Raw genomic sequence first — 15,578 nt, forward strand, 5'->3', positions numbered from 1 at the left:
CCGCCCGTACGCGGGCGGGGCCGTCCCGGGCCGTCGGGCCCGCTCGCTCAGCGCACGGGCGCCCCCGGGCCCAGCGGAATGCCGAGCGCCCACCACGCCAGGAACAGCAGCGTCCAGGCCGCGGTCATCGCGATGGCGAGCGGCAGGGTGTACGAGGCGAGGGTGCCGATGCCCGCGTTCTTCCGGTAACGCTGGAGGAAGCCCAGCGCCATGATGAAGTACGGGCTCATCGGCGTGATCGCCGTGGATCCCGAGTCCGCGATCCGGAACAGCGCCTGCGTCGTCTCCGCGGGCACGCTCACCAGCATGAGCATCGGTACCAGTACGGGCGCCGCCAGTGCCCACATCGCCGAGCCGCTGGTCACCATCACGTTCACCAGCGTCAGCAGGAGCAGGATCAGCAGGAAGACGACCACGATCGGCAGTCCGCTGGACTGCAGCGCCTCGGCCGCGTTGACCGCGAGCACATCGCCGATGTGGGTCCACTCGAAGTACGCCAGGAACTGGGCGATCGCGAAGAAGAGCACCAGCACCGGCGCCATCTGCTTGATGCCCTCGGCCATCAGCTTCGGTACGTCGGCGGCCTTCTTGATCGAGCCGGAGCGCACGCCGTAGACGATGCCCACCAGACCGAAGAGGAAGGCGACGACGGCCGCGATGCCGTCGAGGAACGGGGATTCCACGATGCTGCCGCCGTCACCGCGCAGCGGTGAGGAGACCGGCAGGAGCGCCGCGGTCAGGACCACGACGGACGTCAGCAGCACGGCCACCGCACGGCGCAGCGCGGAGCGTTCGCGGTCGCTGAGCGTGAGCTGACCGAGGTCGTCCAGGTCGGCGTCGGGATCGGCGTCCAGGTCGGGCCGCTTGCTGAGCACGTACTTGACCACCAGCGTGATCACGATCGCGAGCAGTAGCGAGGAGGCGATGTTGAAGAACCAGTTGCTCAGCGGGGACACGTAGGCGTCGTCACCGCCGACGATCTGCGCGGCGGCCGTCGTGATGCCCGCGAAGATGGCGTCGTTGGGTGTGGGCAGCGGACTGGCGTCGTACCCGGAGGCGATCGCGGTGTACGCGACGACGATGCCGAGGATCGGGGAGCGGCCCACGGCGCGGAAGGCGAGTCCGCCGAGCGGCACGAGGATGATGTACGCGGCGGCGGAGGCGACGTGGGCGACGGTGCCGGCGAAGGCCACGGCGAACACGACCCACGAGGCGGGTACGCGCGAGACGCCGACCCGCATCAACGCGGCGAGGAATCCGCTGCGTTCGGCGACGGCGACACCCATGATGACGACGACGATCGTCGCCATCGGCGGGAAGGTCGCGAAGTTCTCGATCATCGTCGAGACGGCCATGGCGAGGCCGTCGCCGCTGAGCAGGTTCTGTACGGCCACGGTCTTGTCGTCGGCCGGCGAGATGACCGATATGTCAGTCGCGGCGAGTACGGCGCTGACGACGGCGAGGATCCCGGACAGGATCCAGAACAGCCAGAAGGGGTGCGGCAGGGCGTTGCCGGCGCGTTCGATGAGGCCCATGGCGCGGATGATCAGCGGCAGTCGGGGCTCGTCGGGGTTCTCACCCGGTGTGCCGGAAGTGCCTGGTGTGCCTGGTGGTGCGGGGGTCGAGGTACTCATGAGCGGCTCTCCTTACTCAGTTCTCGCGTCAGCGGACGGCAGATCTCGGGGTCCGGTACTGGCGCAGGAACTGCCACATCACCTCGTGCGCCTCGATGGTGTGGGTGGCGTATCCGCCGCCGCTGTAGCTGTCCTCGCCGGGCCAGGTGTGGCCGCCGTCGGTGACGGCGACATGGGTCACGTCGGCCCCGCGGTCGCAGCCTGAGTAGCGGGTGATGGTGATGTCCGGCTCGATGATGCGGGTACGCGGCCGGGCGTGGCAATCGTTGCGGTCGGCCCACGCGGCGGTCCAGTCCGGGAGGGCGGGCAGGCCGCGCTCGGGGTCGCCGGCGTAGGGGATGGTGACGTCGCCCGTGCCGTGGAAGTCGATGACGGGGACGGGGCGCGAGGGGCGGCAGTTCTCGCCGGTCTCGGGGTAGAAGGCGCCGGCCACGGGGGCGATGGCGGCGATCCGGTCGGCCATGCGGCAGGCGAGCAGGCCGGTGAAGCCCGCGCCGTTGGACTTGCCGGTGGCGTACACGCGCCGCTTGTCGACGCAGAGGGTGCGGTTCAGCTCGTCGATCAGGTCACCGGTGAAGGCGACGTCGTCGACGCCGGGCGCCGCGTACGGCGCGCCCTGCCAGGCCTGCCGGTCGCCGTCGCCGGTCCCGATCACGCCGTTGGGGTACGCGACGATCGCGGGCAGGTTGGACAGCCCGGAGAACTCCTCGGTACCGGCTCCGGTGTTGCCCCGGCCGTGGAAGGCGAGCACGACGGGCCAGTCGTGGCGCGGGGTGTAGCCGGCGGGGAGGTGGAGTTGGTACGTACGGGAGAGCCCGCCGCTCGCGACGGTGCGCAGCTGGCTGGTGCCCGGCTGCTGCGGCGCGGGCTGGCGGCAGCCGGAGGCGGACGCGGAGGCCGGCTGCGGGACGGCGGCGGTCGCGGTGACCGGGGCCAGCGCCGAGCCGACGAGGGCGAGTCCGGCGGCGGCCACGGTGGTACGGAACAGGGCGCGGGTACGGCCCGGGGTGAGGCGTCGGCCGCCGGACGGGGACTGCTTCATTGCAGGCTCCTTCTGCCGTACGGCACGGGGGCGCGTACGGCTTGCTTGAGGGACGGGAGTGCGGGGGGGAATGAGGGCGCGCGGAACCACGGCGCGGGGTGCGGTGACGGATGAGGGGCGTGCGCCACGACGGGCGCACGCGGGAAGTGGTGGTGCGGGAGAGGGCCCTTCAGGGACCCGTCAGGCGTCCAGCCACTCCTTGACGAAGGCCACGATGCGGGACACGGCCGTGTCCACGATCGCCTGCCCGGCGGCGGCGGTCGCGCGGCGCGGATCGCCGAGCACGCCGTTGGAGCTGAGTCGGTCGTAGCCCACCGTGAGCGCGGGGTGGCCGCGCCGGGAGAGCCGGGAGAGCGGATCGAGATCGGCGGTGGCCGTCGGTCCGGGGGTGAAGCGGTCGGTGTGTACGAGATGGGGCGCGAGGTGCAGCATCTGCGCCGTCTCGGCCTCGCCGCTGTGTCCGTGCACCTCGCCGACGCGCATGTCCGCGACGACGTCGGGCGCCAGCGCGGTGAGCGGGGTCCACGCGAACTGGATGTCGGGCTTGGTGACGAGCAGGTCCTGCGCGACCGTGCCCAGGGTGGCGTTGTTGCCGCCGTGCCCGGTCACGACGAGGATCTTCCGCCAGCCGTGCCGGTGGAGGCTGTCGACGTACTCCCGTACGACGGCGGCGAACGTCGTGGTGGAGAGCGTCACCGTGCCGGCGAAGGCCAGATGGTGCGGGGACACCCCGACGGGCAGGGACGGACCGATCACCGCGCCTCCGCCGAGTTCGGCGGCGACCAGGTCGACCACCGACTCCGCGCGGATGGTGTCGGTGGCCATCGGCATCCCGGGGCCGTGCTGTTCGAACGCGCCGGCCGGCAGGATCACCACCGGGCTCGACGTCACGGCCTCGGCCGCCTCGACGGTCGTCATCTCGGCGAGCCGCGGCGGACGCGGCGGCAGCGACGGGGAAGGCGTGGGTGAGGGCTGGGAGGAAGTCACCGCTGTCCGCCTTCCGGGAGCGTGGCGTCGAGGTCGGTTCCGGCGCCCGGCTCGTCGGGCGGGAAGTCGGCGGTGAGGACCGCCTCGCGGATCGCCACCAGGTGCGTGCGGGTGAGCCGTTCGGCCGCCGCCGCGTCACCGTCCCGGACCGCGTCCAGGATCTCCAGGTGCTCGGCGTGGTCCCGTGCCCGGTCGTTGTAACGGTGCCGGATCTCCACCTGGTCCCGGGCGCGGACCTGGAGCAGGGCCTCGACGGCCTCGCGGAGCAGGGTGTTGCCGCTCGCCGCGGCCAGCGCCACATGGAAGTGCACCGAGCGCCGCAGGGATTCCTCCGGCGGATGCAGCGCGTTGGAGGCGGCGGACTCCAACTCCCGTACGGCTTCGGCCATCCGCACATTCGCCGCGGCCGCGGCGACGGCCGGCTCCAGCACCAGCCGGGCCTCGACCAGTTCCAGCACCGACGCGCGGGTGCTGCGCGGCAGATGCGGGTTGGCCATCAGCCGGCGCCCGATACCCGGGCCCACGTAGGTGCCGGATCCGTGCCGGAACTCCACCACACCGGTGGCCTCCAGCCTGCGCAGCGCCTCGCGCACCGTGGGTGTGGTGACGCCGAAGCGGCGGGCGAGATCACGGGAGGACGCCAGGGCGTCTCCGTGATCGAGGCGTTCCGAACGGATGATCTCGACGATGTTGTCCGCCAGGCGCTCGGACAACGACAACTCACTGCGACTCATAAAGTGAATAGATCACTTGATGTCTCGCGGTGTCAATGCTCGCGACAGCACCTTTTGGCGACGTCCGACGGCGTCGGTCACCCACTCCCTGTGGTGGCAGCGGTATCAGTGGTAGCTTCGGTGCCATGAGTGAATCCAAGGCCGCGGCCATGAGCCTGCGCTTCCCCGATCCCGGACAGCGGGCGGCGATCGTCGCCGCGGCCAAGGCCGCCGGCGTGAGCCTCCAGGAGTACATCCTGTCGGCCGCGTACGACCGCGCCACCGCCGTGGAGGACACGTTCCTCGAAGGCTTCAAGGCGTCGATGGACCGCGTCGGCGACGCCTTCGACACCGAGCCGAGCACCGTCGACCCCACCCCCGAGCAGCGTGCCGCCGACCGGCAGGCCCGTCAGGAACTCGAACAGCGCGACCAGGGCCACGCCGCGTGAGCACGAGCGAGCCCGAGCCGAGGATCGATGTGTCCTACCTGCTGCACGCCGCCGAGCTGCTGCCCCGTGACCCGCAGGTGGACGACTACGGCCCTCTCCACGCGGCCGTGGCGCGCGTCTACGCCCGCGCCATGGACCGGGACATCTACGGCTCCCCGCACCTCAAGGCCGCCGCGCTGCTCCAGACCCTGGCCCGGCTGCCCTGTCTGGAGCACTCCAACGAGGCGTTCGCCTGGCACTCCTGCGAGGCGTTCCTGTCCCTGCACGGGCACCGGCTGGACTGTCCGCCGAAGGCGGCGGTCGCGCTCGTACGCGACGCCGCGTCGGGCGCGGTCGGCGTCGCCGGCGCCGCACGCCTGCTGCACGGCTGGACCGTCGGCTGAGACCGGCCCGCGCGGCGGCCCGGTCTCAGCGACCGCGCCGGTGGAACAGGGCGTAGCCGAGGACTCCCACGGCGATGGCGATCGCCACGAACGTGTACCAGGTGGGACCGCCCGCATCCTCCGCTCCGAGGATCATGCGGCGCCCCCGCGGGGCGGGCGGACCGGGTGCCGGGCCGGTGGGAAGGGCTTCTGGGGTGCCATGCCCTCCGTCTACCCCGCGTGGCCCGCGCCAGACGGCCGGGCGGCCGGCCCGACGACCGAACGACCAGAACGGCCGTCTGCGGGGCGGCCGCCCATCAGCCCTCGCCGGCCCTGCCGGCTCCTGTCAGTTCTTGACCTGCTCGCGAACGCTCTCGACGCTGCCGCAGTCCGCCGCCAGCTGCCTGGCCCGCTCCTTGACGAACGCGGCGCCGAGCTCCGCGCGCCGCTCCTCGCCGACGTTCTCGCGCGCGCCGTTGAGGATGGTCCGCTCCTCCTCGTCGAGGTGGTGACTCACCGCTTCGACCAGCCCCTCCAGCCTCTCGTCCCACTCGGCGGAGCCGACCTCGTCGGTCTCCAGCAGGGCGAGCAGCGCCTCGTTGCCCTCGTCGTGCTCCTCTTCGCCGTGCTCGACCTCGGCGTTGTCGATGTTCTTGAAGCGCCTCAGCGCGGGATAGACCTCGCTCTCCTCCGCGCGGGCGTGGGCGATCAGCAGCCCCGCGAACTCGCGCAGCGCCCCCGCGCGGTCCGCCTCCACGCTCCGCATCCTGCGGAACAGGTCCTCCATCGTCCGGTGGTCCTGAAGGATCAGCGCCACGACGTCGTGCTCGGTACCCATGAGGCTCCCTCGGTCGGCTCGTTCTTCGCTGTCGGCTCGCTGTCCGCTCGTGTGCCCGGAATCCGGCGCCCTGCGCACCGGGACGGCCACCGGCCCGGCCGGTCGGCCCACTCCCGAACCACTCGATGGACATTTCGGGCGTATTCTGAACATCTGCCGAAAGGATCGAGTCATGGCCGACGAGTCACGAGGCGACGACGTGTACCAGCCCGAGAACTCCGACGTGGACAACGGCCCCTCCGACGATCTCGATCTGGAGAACGTGGTGGACGAGCGCGGCCTCGACGACATGATGACGGAGGGGTACTCCCCGCCCGAGCACCCTCTCGGCGTCAACAAGTACGGGGTCACCGGCGAGGAGCAGCGCGAGGGCGAGACCTTGGACCAGCGGCTCGCCCAGGAGGCACCGGAGGTGCTCCCGGAGGCGGGCGACGGCGTCGGTGACGTGCCGGGCGGTGAGGGCGAGCCGGTGGACACGGAGACGGGTGACGCGCGGGCGGGACGGCTGGAGGCGGTCGACGACATCGCGCCGCGCCGGCATTCGGACGTGGGCGCGCGGGACGTCGGGATCGACGGCGGCGCCGCGTCGGCCGAGGAGGCCGCCATGCATATCGCCGACGACGAGGAAATGGACGGCTAGTGGGCGGAGAGGACCGGCTGGCCCGGTATCACGGGAAGCGCCGGTTCGACGCCACGGACGAGCCACGCGGCGAGGGCACGGGCCCCGCCGGTGAACCGTCGTTCGTCATCCAGATCCATGACGCGCGCCGGCTGCACTTCGACTTCCGGCTCGAGGTGGACGGTGTGCTCAAGTCCTGGGCCGTACCGAAGGGTCCGTCCACCGACCCCGGCGACAAGCGTCTGGCGGTGCCCACCGAGGACCACCCGCTGGAGTACCGGGAGTACGAGGGTGTCATCGCCTCCGGTCAGTACGGGGCGGGCCCGGTCATCGTCTGGGACCAGGGGACGTACCGGCCGCTCGGGGTCGACAGCCCCGCGGACTTCGCCACCGCACTGGACAAGGGCCACGCCTCGTTCCGGCTCAACGGGCGGAAGCTGCGCGGCGCTTACGCGCTCACCCGGTTCCGCGACGGCGCGGACGGATCGGCCGAGGCGTGGCTGTTGGTGAAGAAGACAGGTTCCGGCAGTACGCACGGCGGACGCGCCACCCCCGACCCTCGGCGGGCCCGCTCGGCGCGTACCGGCCGGACACTTCGCCAGGTGAACGGGGGTACGCCGGGCCGGGCGATGCCGGATCATGGGAGCAGCCGCGTCCATCGATCCGAAGGCAACGACCATGCTTGACGCAGACCTTGACCCGGGTGCCGGCCCGGGTATCGACGCCGACGACGTCCGCCGTATCGCGCTGTCCCTGCCGCGCACCGTGGAGAGGGAACTCTGGAACATCCCCACCTTCCATGTCGCGGGGCGGATGTATGTCACGGTGCCCGACGACGGGACGTCGTTCGCCGTCCGCTGCCCCCGGTTCGAGCGTGCCGAGCTGATCGCGGCCGAGCCCGAGAAGTTCTGGGTCCCGGCGCACGAGGCCAACTCCTCATGGGTGCGGGCCCGGTTGAGCGCGCTGGAGGACGAGAAGGAGTTGTACGACATCCTGGTCGACTCCTGGAAGCAGGCCGCCCCGGCGGATCTCGCGGAGTCCTTCGAAAGCTGACCGACCGATGAGTTCCGTGGCGTCGGCCGGTCGGTACAGGAGCAGCGAAACGACCAGGGCCGACGCCCGGGAACAGGAACACAGGAGCCCCGTATGACCCCGACCCCGACCCCACCCCCGACCGACGCCGTGTCCGCCGGCGACGTACCCCGGAGCGCCGCGCACCAGGTCGAGGCGAACGGCGTGCGCCTGTGCGTCCAGACCTTCGGCAGCCCCACCGATCCGGCCGTCCTGCTGATCAGCGGCGCGACAAGTTCGATGGACGGCTGGGACGAGGAGTTCTGCGCCCGGCTCGCGGCCGGCGGGCGGCGGGTCGTCCGCTACGACCAGCGTGACACCGGCGGGTCCGTCACCTCCCCGGCCGGCGCCCCCGACTACACCTTCAACGATCTGATCGCGGACGCCGTCGGTCTGCTGGACACGCTCGGTGCGGACCGGGCGCATCTGATGGGCATCTCCATGGGCGGTGCCCTGGCGCAGTCCCTGGCCGTCGCCCGTCCGGAGCGGGTCGCGACGCTCACGCTCGTCTCCACGAGCCCGGCGGGTCCCACCGAATCGGAACTGCCGCCGCCGTCCGAGCGCATGAGGGCGTCGTTCGCCGATCCGGCCCCCGAGCCGGACTGGTCGGACCGCGCGGCGGTGATCGAGTATCTGGTGGAGGGTGAGCGGCTGTTCGCCGGTCCGTCGTCGTTCGACGAGGCAGCGGTACGGGAGTTGGCGGGCCGAATCGTCGACCGCTCCACGGACATCGAGGCGGCGATGAAGAATCACTGGGTGCTCGGGGAGGACGAGAAGCCGGTCACGGTCCGGCTGGCGGACGTGGCGGCGCCCACTCTCGTCCTGCACGGATCCGAGGATCCGCTTTTCCCGCTGGACCACGGGCGGGCGCTGGCCGAGGGGATTCCCGGCGCGCGTCTGGTCGCCCTGGACGGGGTCGGTCACCAGCCTCCGCCGCCCCAGGTGTGGGACACGGTGATCTCCGCGGTCCTCCGCCACACCGACCGTTGATGTGAATGGCGTACCCGCGACCGGCCGAGACGGTCCGGCCGGCTCCGGGTACGCCATTCACATCGGCGTCACGTCATTTCGCTTCACTTCACTTCGTTGAGCTGCCCTGTCGCCACGTCGAAAATAAATCCGCGGATCGCGTCCGTGTGCGGAATGAACGGGTTGCCGGTGATCCGCCGAATCGACTGGCGTACGTCCTCGGTCAGGTCCGTGAATGCCTCAGCGGCCCAGGGCGGCCGGATCCCGGTCTCGTTCTCGATGTCCCGCTTGAAATTGTCGTCGGTGAAGGTGAGCATCCCGCAGTCGGTGTGGTGGATCAGAATGATCTCCCGGGTGCCCAGGAGCCGCTGACTGATCGCCAGGGAGCGGATCTCGTCCTCGGTGACCGCTCCCCCGGCGTTCCTGATCACATGGGCGTCGCCCTCGTTCAGGCCGAGAATGCGGTAGATGTCCAGCCGCGCGTCCATGCAGGCCACGACGGCGAGCCGACGGGCCGGGGGAAGATGCAGAGGGCCCGTGAATGATTGCGCGTAACTCTCGTTGTTGTCGAGACATTCGTCGGTGACGGACACGACAGACCCACTTCCACAGTTGACGACGGATCTACGGTAGAGGGCCGAAATTCGAACAGCGAAGATGACAGACCGCCTCGCCACAGCTTTGCAATATTCCGGCAATAATCACGCCTTGTTGCCGCGCCATTGCAGCCTCGTGGCCATTGCGGCGCCGCGCTTCCATCCACACCGGTCTGCCTTTACGTTCCGGAGTCACGCGCCGGTGTCCGCCTGCCGTAGCGATCCGTCAGCCTTCTCTCTTCTCACCCGTGCGAGGCCGTCAGCCATGAGCCAGCCCGTCGACTCCGTCACCGCGGGGCACACGCCCGACGACAGTTCCCGGCAGGACCCGGGCGCCGCCTGGTCCTTCGAGACCAAGCAGATCCACTCGGGTGCCGAGCCCGGCCCGACGACCGGCGCCCGCGCGGTGCCGATCTACCAGACGACCTCGTTCGTCTTCCGCGACACCGAGCACGCCGCGGCCCTCTTCTCCCTCGCCGAGCCCGGCAACATCTACACCCGGATCCACAACCCGACGCAGGACGTCTTCGAGCAGCGGATCGCCGCGCTGGAGGGCGGTGTCGCCGCCGTGGCGCTCGCCTCCGGACAGGCCGCCGAGACGCTCGCGATCCTCACGCTGGCCCGCTCCGGCGACCACATCGTCTCCAGCACCTCGCTGTACGGCGGGACCTACAACCTGTTCCGCCACACGCTGCCGCGCTTCGGGATCGAGGTGTCCTTCGTCGACGACCCGGACGACATCGACGCCTGGCGGGCCGCCGTACGCCCCAACACCAAGGCCCTGTTCGCCGAGACACTCGGCAACCCGCGCGGCAACGTCCTCGACGTACGGGCGGTCGCCGACGCGGCCCATGACGCGGGGGTGCCGCTGATCGTCGACAACACGGTGCCGACTCCCTATCTGCTGCGCCCGATCGAGCACGGCGCGGACATCGTCGTCCACTCGGCGACCAAGTTCCTCGGCGGGCACGGCACGACCATCGGGGGCGTCGTGGTCGACGCCGGCACCTTCGACTTCGGCGCGCACGCCGAGCGGTTCGAGGACTTCCACACCCCGGACCCGAGCTACCACGGGCTGCGCTACTGGCCGGATCTCGGGCCGAGCGCCTTCGCCGTGAAGCTGCGCGTCCAACTGCTGCGCGACCTCGGTCCGGCGCTCTCGCCGCACTCCGCGTTCCTGCTGCTCCAGGGCGTCGAGACGCTGAGCCTGCGCGTCGAGCGCCATACGTCCAACGCCCTGGAACTGGCGCGCTGGCTGGAGCGGCGCGACGAGGTCGCCGCGGTGCACTACCCGGGTCTGGAGTCCAACCGCTGGCACGAGGCGGCCGAACGCTATCTGCCGCGCGGCGCCGGTGCGGTCCTCGCCTTCGAGCTGCGCGACGGTGTCGAGGCGGGCAAGCGGTTCGTGGACGCGGTGGAGCTGTTCAGCCACCTGGCCAACATCGGTGACGTACGGAGCCTGATCATCCACCCGGCGTCGACGACCCACAGCCAGCTCGACGAGGAGCAGTTGACCGCCACGGGCACGGCTCCGGGTCTGGTGCGGCTGTCGGTGGGGCTGGAGCACATCGACGATCTGAAGGCCGATCTCGAAGCGGGGTTCCGCGCCGCCAAGGGCGCGTCCTGAGCACGGCGCAGTCGACCGCGCGCCCCCTCCCGCCGGCCACCGGGGCCTGGCGGGAGGGGGATCCGCCGGGCCGCCGCGCCTGGGTGGGCCTGGGAGACCCGCTGCCGCTGGAGGGCGGAGGGTCACTGCCCGGGGTGCGGATGGCGTACGAGACATGGGGGCGGCTCGCCGCCGACGGGTCGAACGCGGTGCTGGTCCTGCACGCGCTGACCGGTGACAGCCATGTCGCCGGTCCCGCCGGCCCCGGTCATCCGACGGCCGGCTGGTGGGACGCGCTGATCGGACCGGGCAAGGCGTTCGACACCCGGCGGTGGTTCGTGGTCGCGCCCAACGTCCTGGGCGGCTGCCAGGGCACGACGGGCCCCGCGTCGGCCGGACCGGACGGCACGCCGTGGGGGCCGTCGTTCCCGTATCTGACCCAGCGTGACCAGGTCGCCGCCGAGGCCCGGTTGGCCGACGCGCTGGGGATCGGGCGCTGGGCGGCGGTCGTCGGCGGTTCCATGGGCGGGATGCGGGCGCTCGAATGGGCGGTGAGCAGACCGGAACGTACGGGATCCCTGCTGGTGCTGGCGTGCCCGGCGGCGGCCTCGGCGGAACAGATCGCCTGGGGCGCCGTGCAGATCGAGGCGATCCGCTCCGATCCCGGCTGGCAGGGCGGCCGTTACCACCGGGCCGGGCCGGGCGGCGGTCCGCACCGGGGGCTGGGGGTCGCGCGCCGGATCGCCCATGTGACGTACCGGAGCGAACCGGAGCTGGCGACCCGGTTCGCGGGCGAGCCCCAGCCGGGCGAACACCCCTGGCGGGGCGGGCGGTACCAGGTGGAGTCGTATCTGGACCATCACGCCGACAAACTGGTGCGCCGGTTCGACGCGGGCAGCTATGTCGTGCTGACCGAGGCGATGAACGGCCATGACGTCGGACGTGACCGTGGGGGCGTCCGCTCCGCGCTGGGCCGGGTGCGGATGCCGACGCTTGTCGCCGGGGTCGGCTCGGACCGGCTCTATCCGCCCGCGCAGCAGGCGGTGTTGGCCGACGCGATACCGGGCGCCGACCGGCTCAGGATCGTCGAATCACCTTACGGGCACGACGGGTTCCTGATCGAGACGGCCCAAGTCGGCGCCCTGGTGGAGGAGTTGCTGGCCGGGGTGTGAGCCGGGGGATCAGTACGGCAGCGGCTCGTCGGCCAGGTAGGGCGGCGCGGGCTCGTACTGGATGTACCGGCGGACCGCGCGGGCGTGGTCACGTCCGTGGAGCCGGCCGATCAGCCACAGGGCCATGTCGATCCCGGCGGAGACGCCCTGGCTGGTCACCAGGTTCCCGTCCACGACGTAGCGGGCGTCGCGCACGACGGTGATGTCACCCCGGGCCTGCAGTTCGTCCTCGAACCCGTGGTGCGTGGCCACCCGTCGGCCGCGCGCGGGCCCGGCCTCGTGCAGGAGGAGGGAGCCGGTGCACACGCTGGTGACCCATTGGGCGCCGGCGGCCGTCGTGCCGATCCACTCCATCAGCGCGGCGTTGTCCACCTCGCGCCGGGTTCCCCCGCCGCCGGGGACGAGCAGCACGTCGAGCGGCGGGCAGTCGCCCGGCGTGTGGTCGGGCAGGACCCGCATGCCTTTGTTGCACCGGACCGGGTCGGGACGCTCGGCCACCAGGACGGCGGTGTCGGCCTTGTCGCGGAGCATCGAGGAGGCGGTGAACACCTCCCAGGGGCCGACGAAGTCCAGCTCCTCCGCGCCGTCGAAGATCAGCAGTCCGTACGTGGTCACGGGCACTCCTTGGTCGTCATGGGTGGTCCTCGGTGTCCTCGGTCGACCGGAAGCGGTTCCGGTAGTCGGTCGGTGTCACGCCGCAGTGCCGGTGGAACGCGCGCCGCAGTGATTCGGAGCTGCCGAGTCCGCAGCGGCGGGCGATGGTGGTGACCGGGTCGTCGCCGCCGGTCAGTGCCTGCTGGGCGGCCTCCACGCGTACGCGCTCCACGTACTCGGCCGGCCCCGTCCCCAGCTCCGCGGTGAACCGGCGCTGGAGGTGACGCGGGCTCAGCCCGGCGCGGGCGGCCAGGTCCGCGAGGGTGTGCGGTGAGCCCGGGTCGGCGTGGACGGCCGCGACGACGGCCCTGATCGGGTCGGTGGCCGGCTGCGTGGACCAGAGGGGGACGCTGAACTGCGCCTGGCTGCCCGGCCTGCGCAGGAACAGCACGAGATGCTGGGCGACGGTGTGGGCGACCTCCCGGCCGAGGTCGTCCTCGACCAGCGCGAGAGCCAGGTCCATGCCGGCGGTCACACCGGCGGACGTCCAGACCCGCCCGTCGCGCACGAAGATCGGCCGGGTGTCCACGCTCAGCCCGGGATGCTCACGGCGCAGCTGGCCGTCACGGCTCCAGTGGGTGGTGACGCGGCGGCCGGTGAGCAGCCCGGTGGCGGCGAGCAGGAACACGCCGCTGCACACCGAGGTGATGCGGCGGGCCGTGCTCCCCGCCTCGGCGATCCACTCGACGAGGGCCGGGTCCTTGGCCGCGTCGTCGACCCCGCTGCCACCGGCCACCACCAGGGTGTCGATCCCGGCGGGGTCCAGGTCGGCGATGCCGTGGTCGGCGTGGACGCGCAGCCCGCTGGTCGAGCGCGTCGGGCCCGCGACGGGGGCCACGATCCGGCAGTCGTAGCCGGGGCCGGGCCGGCCCGCCTGCTGGAACACCTCGAAGGGGCCCGAGAGGTCGAGTGACTGGAACCCCTCGAAGATCACGAAGACGACGCGTCGCTGCTGCACGTCGTTCAGCCTGCGTTCCCGGCGCCCATGTCGTCAACGACATACGGCCCACACATCGCGCCATGGGCCGGGCGACCTGGCCGGGCGATCCGGTCCGGGGACCCGGTCGGGCGATCTGGTCGGGTGAACCATCGGCCAGGCTGCCAATGAACATAATTCGATCATGTTTGAGTACCTTTCATGAAAAATCGCCTGAAACTCAGCACGTTCCTGGTCGCCACGAGCGCGGTCGTGGTGGCCGCCGGTCCGCTGCCCGCCACGGCGCAGCCGGCCGCCGCCCAGCCCCACATCGCGCCGCTGCACCGCTCCGCGGCGCCTCTGGTGGACCGCTACATCGTCTCCGTCGACGCGGCGTTCGACGCCACCAAGCTGCTCAACCGGGCCGGGGTGAAGCCCCTGTTCACGTACACGAGCGTGCTGCGCGGATTCGCGGCCCAGCTCAGCACCGCCCAGCTCAGGACCATCCGCGCGACGCCCGGCGTGACGGCCGTCGAGGAGGACTCCGAGGTCAAGGCGCTGGAGACCACGCCGTCGAACAGCCGCGTGGCCGCCTCGTCCTGGGGCCTGGACCGGATCGACCAGCAGGAGCTGCCGCTGGACGGCCAGTACAACGCGCGGAACACCGGCAAGGGTGTCACCGCGTACGTCATCGACACGGGCATCGATTTCGACCACGACGAGTTCGGCGGGCGCGCCAAGCCGGGCTACGACGCCTTGGGGGACGGCCGGCAGGGCAAGGACTGTCAGGGCCACGGCACGCATGTGGCGGGTACGGTCGCGGGCCGTACGTACGGGGTGGCTCCCGAGGCCGACCTGGTGAGCGTCCGGGTCCTGGACTGCCAGGGCAAGGGCACATGGTCGGGGATCCTGGCCGGCTTCGACTGGGTCGCCGCCAACGCCAAGCAGCCTGCCGTGCTCAACGGCTCCCTCGGCGGCCCGAAGTCCGCCGCCGTGAACAGTGCGGCGACCGCGCTGTCGAAGAAGGGCGTCCTGCCGATCCTGGCCGCCGGGAACGACGCGGTCGACGCCTGCACCGTCTCACCCGCCTCGGCGCAGGGCGTCGTGACCGTCGGCGCGACCGACCAGGAGGACAAGCAGGCCAACTTCTCCAACCACGGGAAGTGTCTGTCGCTGTACGCGCCGGGGGCCGCCATCGTGTCGGCGAAGCTCGGCGGCGGCAATGTGGCCCTGAACGGGACGTCGATGGCCTCTCCCCACGTCGCGGGCGTGGCCGCGCTCTACAAGGCCGAGCACCCGGACGCCACTCCGGACGAGCTGGCCGACTGGCTCGGTGGCGCGGCCACGGAGAACAAGCTGTCCTCCGTCGGTGAGGGCTCGCCGAACCGGCTCCTGTTCACCGACGGGCTCTGACAGAAGGGCGTCGACGGCCGGGCGAAGACCCACATGGCGGATGAAGAAGCGATTCAGCAGCGACTGTTCGAGCGATGAACCGAGCAGTTCGGAGAACATCCGCGCGGGCCGGGACAAGGTTTCGACGACCTGTTCCACCCCACCCGCACCATAGGAGTGTCCTGTGCGACTTCGTACCAGTGTGGCTGCCACCGTCGGCGCCCTCGCCCTCGTCATCACCCTGCCCACCTCGGCCGGCGCGGCCCAGGGCGACTTCACCTACCAGCACGTCAACCGGGCCGGTGTCGCGCAGATGTCGGGGCTGATGGACCCGCAGAGCCGCGAGTGCATCACGCTCCCCGAGGTCAGCCACGAGCGGTCGGCGCCGGCGCACAGCCCCCGCAACAACACGGACGCCACGGCGACCGTGTTCGCGGGCGTCGACTGTGAAGGCCCGCACTTCTCCCTGCGGCCCAACGGGGGCCACGCCTCCGAGCGGCTGCAGGTCCGTTCGGTCGTCTTCAGCTGACCGGCTGACCGACCGAACCACGGACCGGC

The 15,578-nt window shown here is 71.4% G+C and carries 18 protein-coding genes; 10 read left to right on the forward strand and 8 right to left on the reverse strand.

Annotation, left to right across the window (positions count from 1 at the left end):
• Positions 1 to 47 precede the first annotated feature (47 nt).
• From ACFUN8_RS32805 to ACFUN8_RS32820, 4 genes are all read right to left on the reverse strand, one after another.
• On the reverse strand, positions 48 to 1,634 hold the full coding sequence (locus ACFUN8_RS32805; protein ID WP_383645753.1) for an AbgT family transporter: 1,587 nt from the start codon (positions 1,632 to 1,634) through the stop codon (positions 48 to 50).
• Between the two features lie 28 nt (positions 1,635 to 1,662).
• Entirely contained in the window at positions 1,663 to 2,676 is a 1,014-nt protein-coding gene (locus ACFUN8_RS32810; protein ID WP_383645755.1) for a ferulic acid esterase, read from the reverse strand.
• 180 nt (positions 2,677 to 2,856) lie between these two features.
• The gene (locus tag ACFUN8_RS32815; RefSeq protein WP_383645756.1) at positions 2,857 to 3,663 is read right to left on the reverse strand and encodes a creatininase family protein; all 807 of its coding nucleotides are present in this window, start codon (positions 3,661 to 3,663) and stop codon (positions 2,857 to 2,859) included.
• Positions 3,660 to 4,397, reverse strand: a complete 738-nt coding sequence (locus ACFUN8_RS32820; RefSeq protein ID WP_383645758.1) for a FadR/GntR family transcriptional regulator — start codon at positions 4,395 to 4,397, stop codon at positions 3,660 to 3,662. The genes ACFUN8_RS32815 and ACFUN8_RS32820 overlap by 4 nt, the downstream gene beginning before the upstream one ends.
• A gap of 125 nt (positions 4,398 to 4,522) precedes the next feature.
• On the opposite strand from ACFUN8_RS32820, the gene ACFUN8_RS32825 reads away from it, so the two are divergent.
• Together ACFUN8_RS32825 and ACFUN8_RS32830 are read left to right on the forward strand one after the other, a co-directional pair.
• Positions 4,523 to 4,825, forward strand: coding sequence for a DUF1778 domain-containing protein (locus tag ACFUN8_RS32825; RefSeq protein ID WP_383645760.1), 303 nt, complete (start codon positions 4,523 to 4,525; stop codon positions 4,823 to 4,825).
• Positions 4,822 to 5,208 (forward strand): fic family toxin-antitoxin system, toxin component, encoded by a 387-nt coding sequence (locus tag ACFUN8_RS32830; RefSeq protein WP_383645762.1) that lies wholly within the window; start codon positions 4,822 to 4,824, stop codon positions 5,206 to 5,208. Before ACFUN8_RS32825 ends, ACFUN8_RS32830 begins: the two co-directional genes overlap by 4 nt.
• Positions 5,209 to 5,533: 325 nt before the next feature.
• On the opposite strand, the gene ACFUN8_RS32835 is transcribed toward ACFUN8_RS32830, so the two are convergent.
• Positions 5,534 to 6,025, reverse strand: coding sequence for a hemerythrin domain-containing protein (locus ACFUN8_RS32835; protein WP_383645765.1), 492 nt, complete (start codon positions 6,023 to 6,025; stop codon positions 5,534 to 5,536).
• 172 nt (positions 6,026 to 6,197) lie between these two features.
• On the opposite strand from ACFUN8_RS32835, the gene ACFUN8_RS32840 reads away from it, so the two are divergent.
• The 4 genes from ACFUN8_RS32840 to ACFUN8_RS32855 all read left to right on the forward strand — a co-directional run bounded on the left by ACFUN8_RS32840 (position 6,198) and on the right by ACFUN8_RS32855 (position 8,705).
• A complete protein-coding gene (locus ACFUN8_RS32840) occupies positions 6,198 to 6,665 on the forward strand; it encodes a DUF5709 domain-containing protein (RefSeq protein WP_383645767.1) in 468 nt (155 codons plus the stop codon).
• Complete coding sequence (locus ACFUN8_RS32845; RefSeq protein ID WP_383645769.1) at positions 6,665 to 7,330, forward strand: DNA polymerase ligase N-terminal domain-containing protein; 666 nt, start codon at positions 6,665 to 6,667, stop codon at positions 7,328 to 7,330. The genes ACFUN8_RS32840 and ACFUN8_RS32845 overlap by 1 nt, the downstream gene beginning before the upstream one ends.
• On the forward strand, positions 7,323 to 7,697 hold the full coding sequence (locus tag ACFUN8_RS32850; protein ID WP_383645772.1) for an MmcQ/YjbR family DNA-binding protein: 375 nt from the start codon (positions 7,323 to 7,325) through the stop codon (positions 7,695 to 7,697). The genes ACFUN8_RS32845 and ACFUN8_RS32850 overlap by 8 nt, the downstream gene beginning before the upstream one ends.
• Before the next feature lie 93 nt (positions 7,698 to 7,790).
• Complete coding sequence (locus ACFUN8_RS32855) at positions 7,791 to 8,705, forward strand: alpha/beta fold hydrolase (RefSeq protein WP_383645774.1); 915 nt, start codon at positions 7,791 to 7,793, stop codon at positions 8,703 to 8,705.
• 83 nt (positions 8,706 to 8,788) lie between these two features.
• On the opposite strand, the gene ACFUN8_RS32860 is transcribed toward ACFUN8_RS32855, so the two are convergent.
• Positions 8,789 to 9,277: a beta-class carbonic anhydrase gene (locus ACFUN8_RS32860; protein WP_383645777.1), complete on the reverse strand. Its 489-nt coding sequence runs from the start codon at positions 9,275 to 9,277 to the stop codon at positions 8,789 to 8,791.
• Between the two features lie 268 nt (positions 9,278 to 9,545).
• Here ACFUN8_RS32860 and ACFUN8_RS32865 point away from each other — a divergent pair, with 268 nt between their 5' ends.
• The gene (locus ACFUN8_RS32865; protein WP_383645779.1) at positions 9,546 to 10,907 is read left to right on the forward strand and encodes a bifunctional o-acetylhomoserine/o-acetylserine sulfhydrylase; all 1,362 of its coding nucleotides are present in this window, start codon (positions 9,546 to 9,548) and stop codon (positions 10,905 to 10,907) included.
• Positions 10,904 to 12,058 (forward strand): homoserine O-acetyltransferase, encoded by a 1,155-nt coding sequence (locus tag ACFUN8_RS32870; protein ID WP_383645793.1) that lies wholly within the window; start codon positions 10,904 to 10,906, stop codon positions 12,056 to 12,058. The genes ACFUN8_RS32865 and ACFUN8_RS32870 overlap by 4 nt, the downstream gene beginning before the upstream one ends.
• Before the next feature lie 9 nt (positions 12,059 to 12,067).
• Here ACFUN8_RS32870 and ACFUN8_RS32875 read toward each other — a convergent pair whose 3' ends face one another.
• Both ACFUN8_RS32875 and ACFUN8_RS32880 read right to left on the reverse strand, forming a co-directional pair.
• A complete protein-coding gene (locus tag ACFUN8_RS32875) occupies positions 12,068 to 12,673 on the reverse strand; it encodes a DJ-1/PfpI family protein (protein ID WP_383645782.1) in 606 nt (201 codons plus the stop codon).
• 16 nt (positions 12,674 to 12,689) lie between these two features.
• On the reverse strand, positions 12,690 to 13,670 hold the full coding sequence (locus ACFUN8_RS32880) for a GlxA family transcriptional regulator (RefSeq protein ID WP_383645785.1): 981 nt from the start codon (positions 13,668 to 13,670) through the stop codon (positions 12,690 to 12,692).
• A 180-nt stretch (positions 13,671 to 13,850) separates the two neighbouring features.
• Here ACFUN8_RS32880 and ACFUN8_RS32885 point away from each other — a divergent pair, with 180 nt between their 5' ends.
• Both ACFUN8_RS32885 and ACFUN8_RS32890 read left to right on the forward strand, forming a co-directional pair.
• Positions 13,851 to 15,041: a S8 family peptidase gene (locus ACFUN8_RS32885; protein WP_383645788.1), complete on the forward strand. Its 1,191-nt coding sequence runs from the start codon at positions 13,851 to 13,853 to the stop codon at positions 15,039 to 15,041.
• Positions 15,042 to 15,204: 163 nt separating this feature from the next.
• Entirely contained in the window at positions 15,205 to 15,549 is a 345-nt protein-coding gene (locus ACFUN8_RS32890) for a hypothetical protein (protein WP_383645790.1), read from the forward strand.
• Positions 15,550 to 15,578 lie beyond the last annotated feature (29 nt).

The organism is Streptomyces sp. NPDC057307 (assembly GCF_042667665.1).
Lineage (GTDB): Bacteria > Actinomycetota > Actinomycetes > Streptomycetales > Streptomycetaceae > Streptomyces.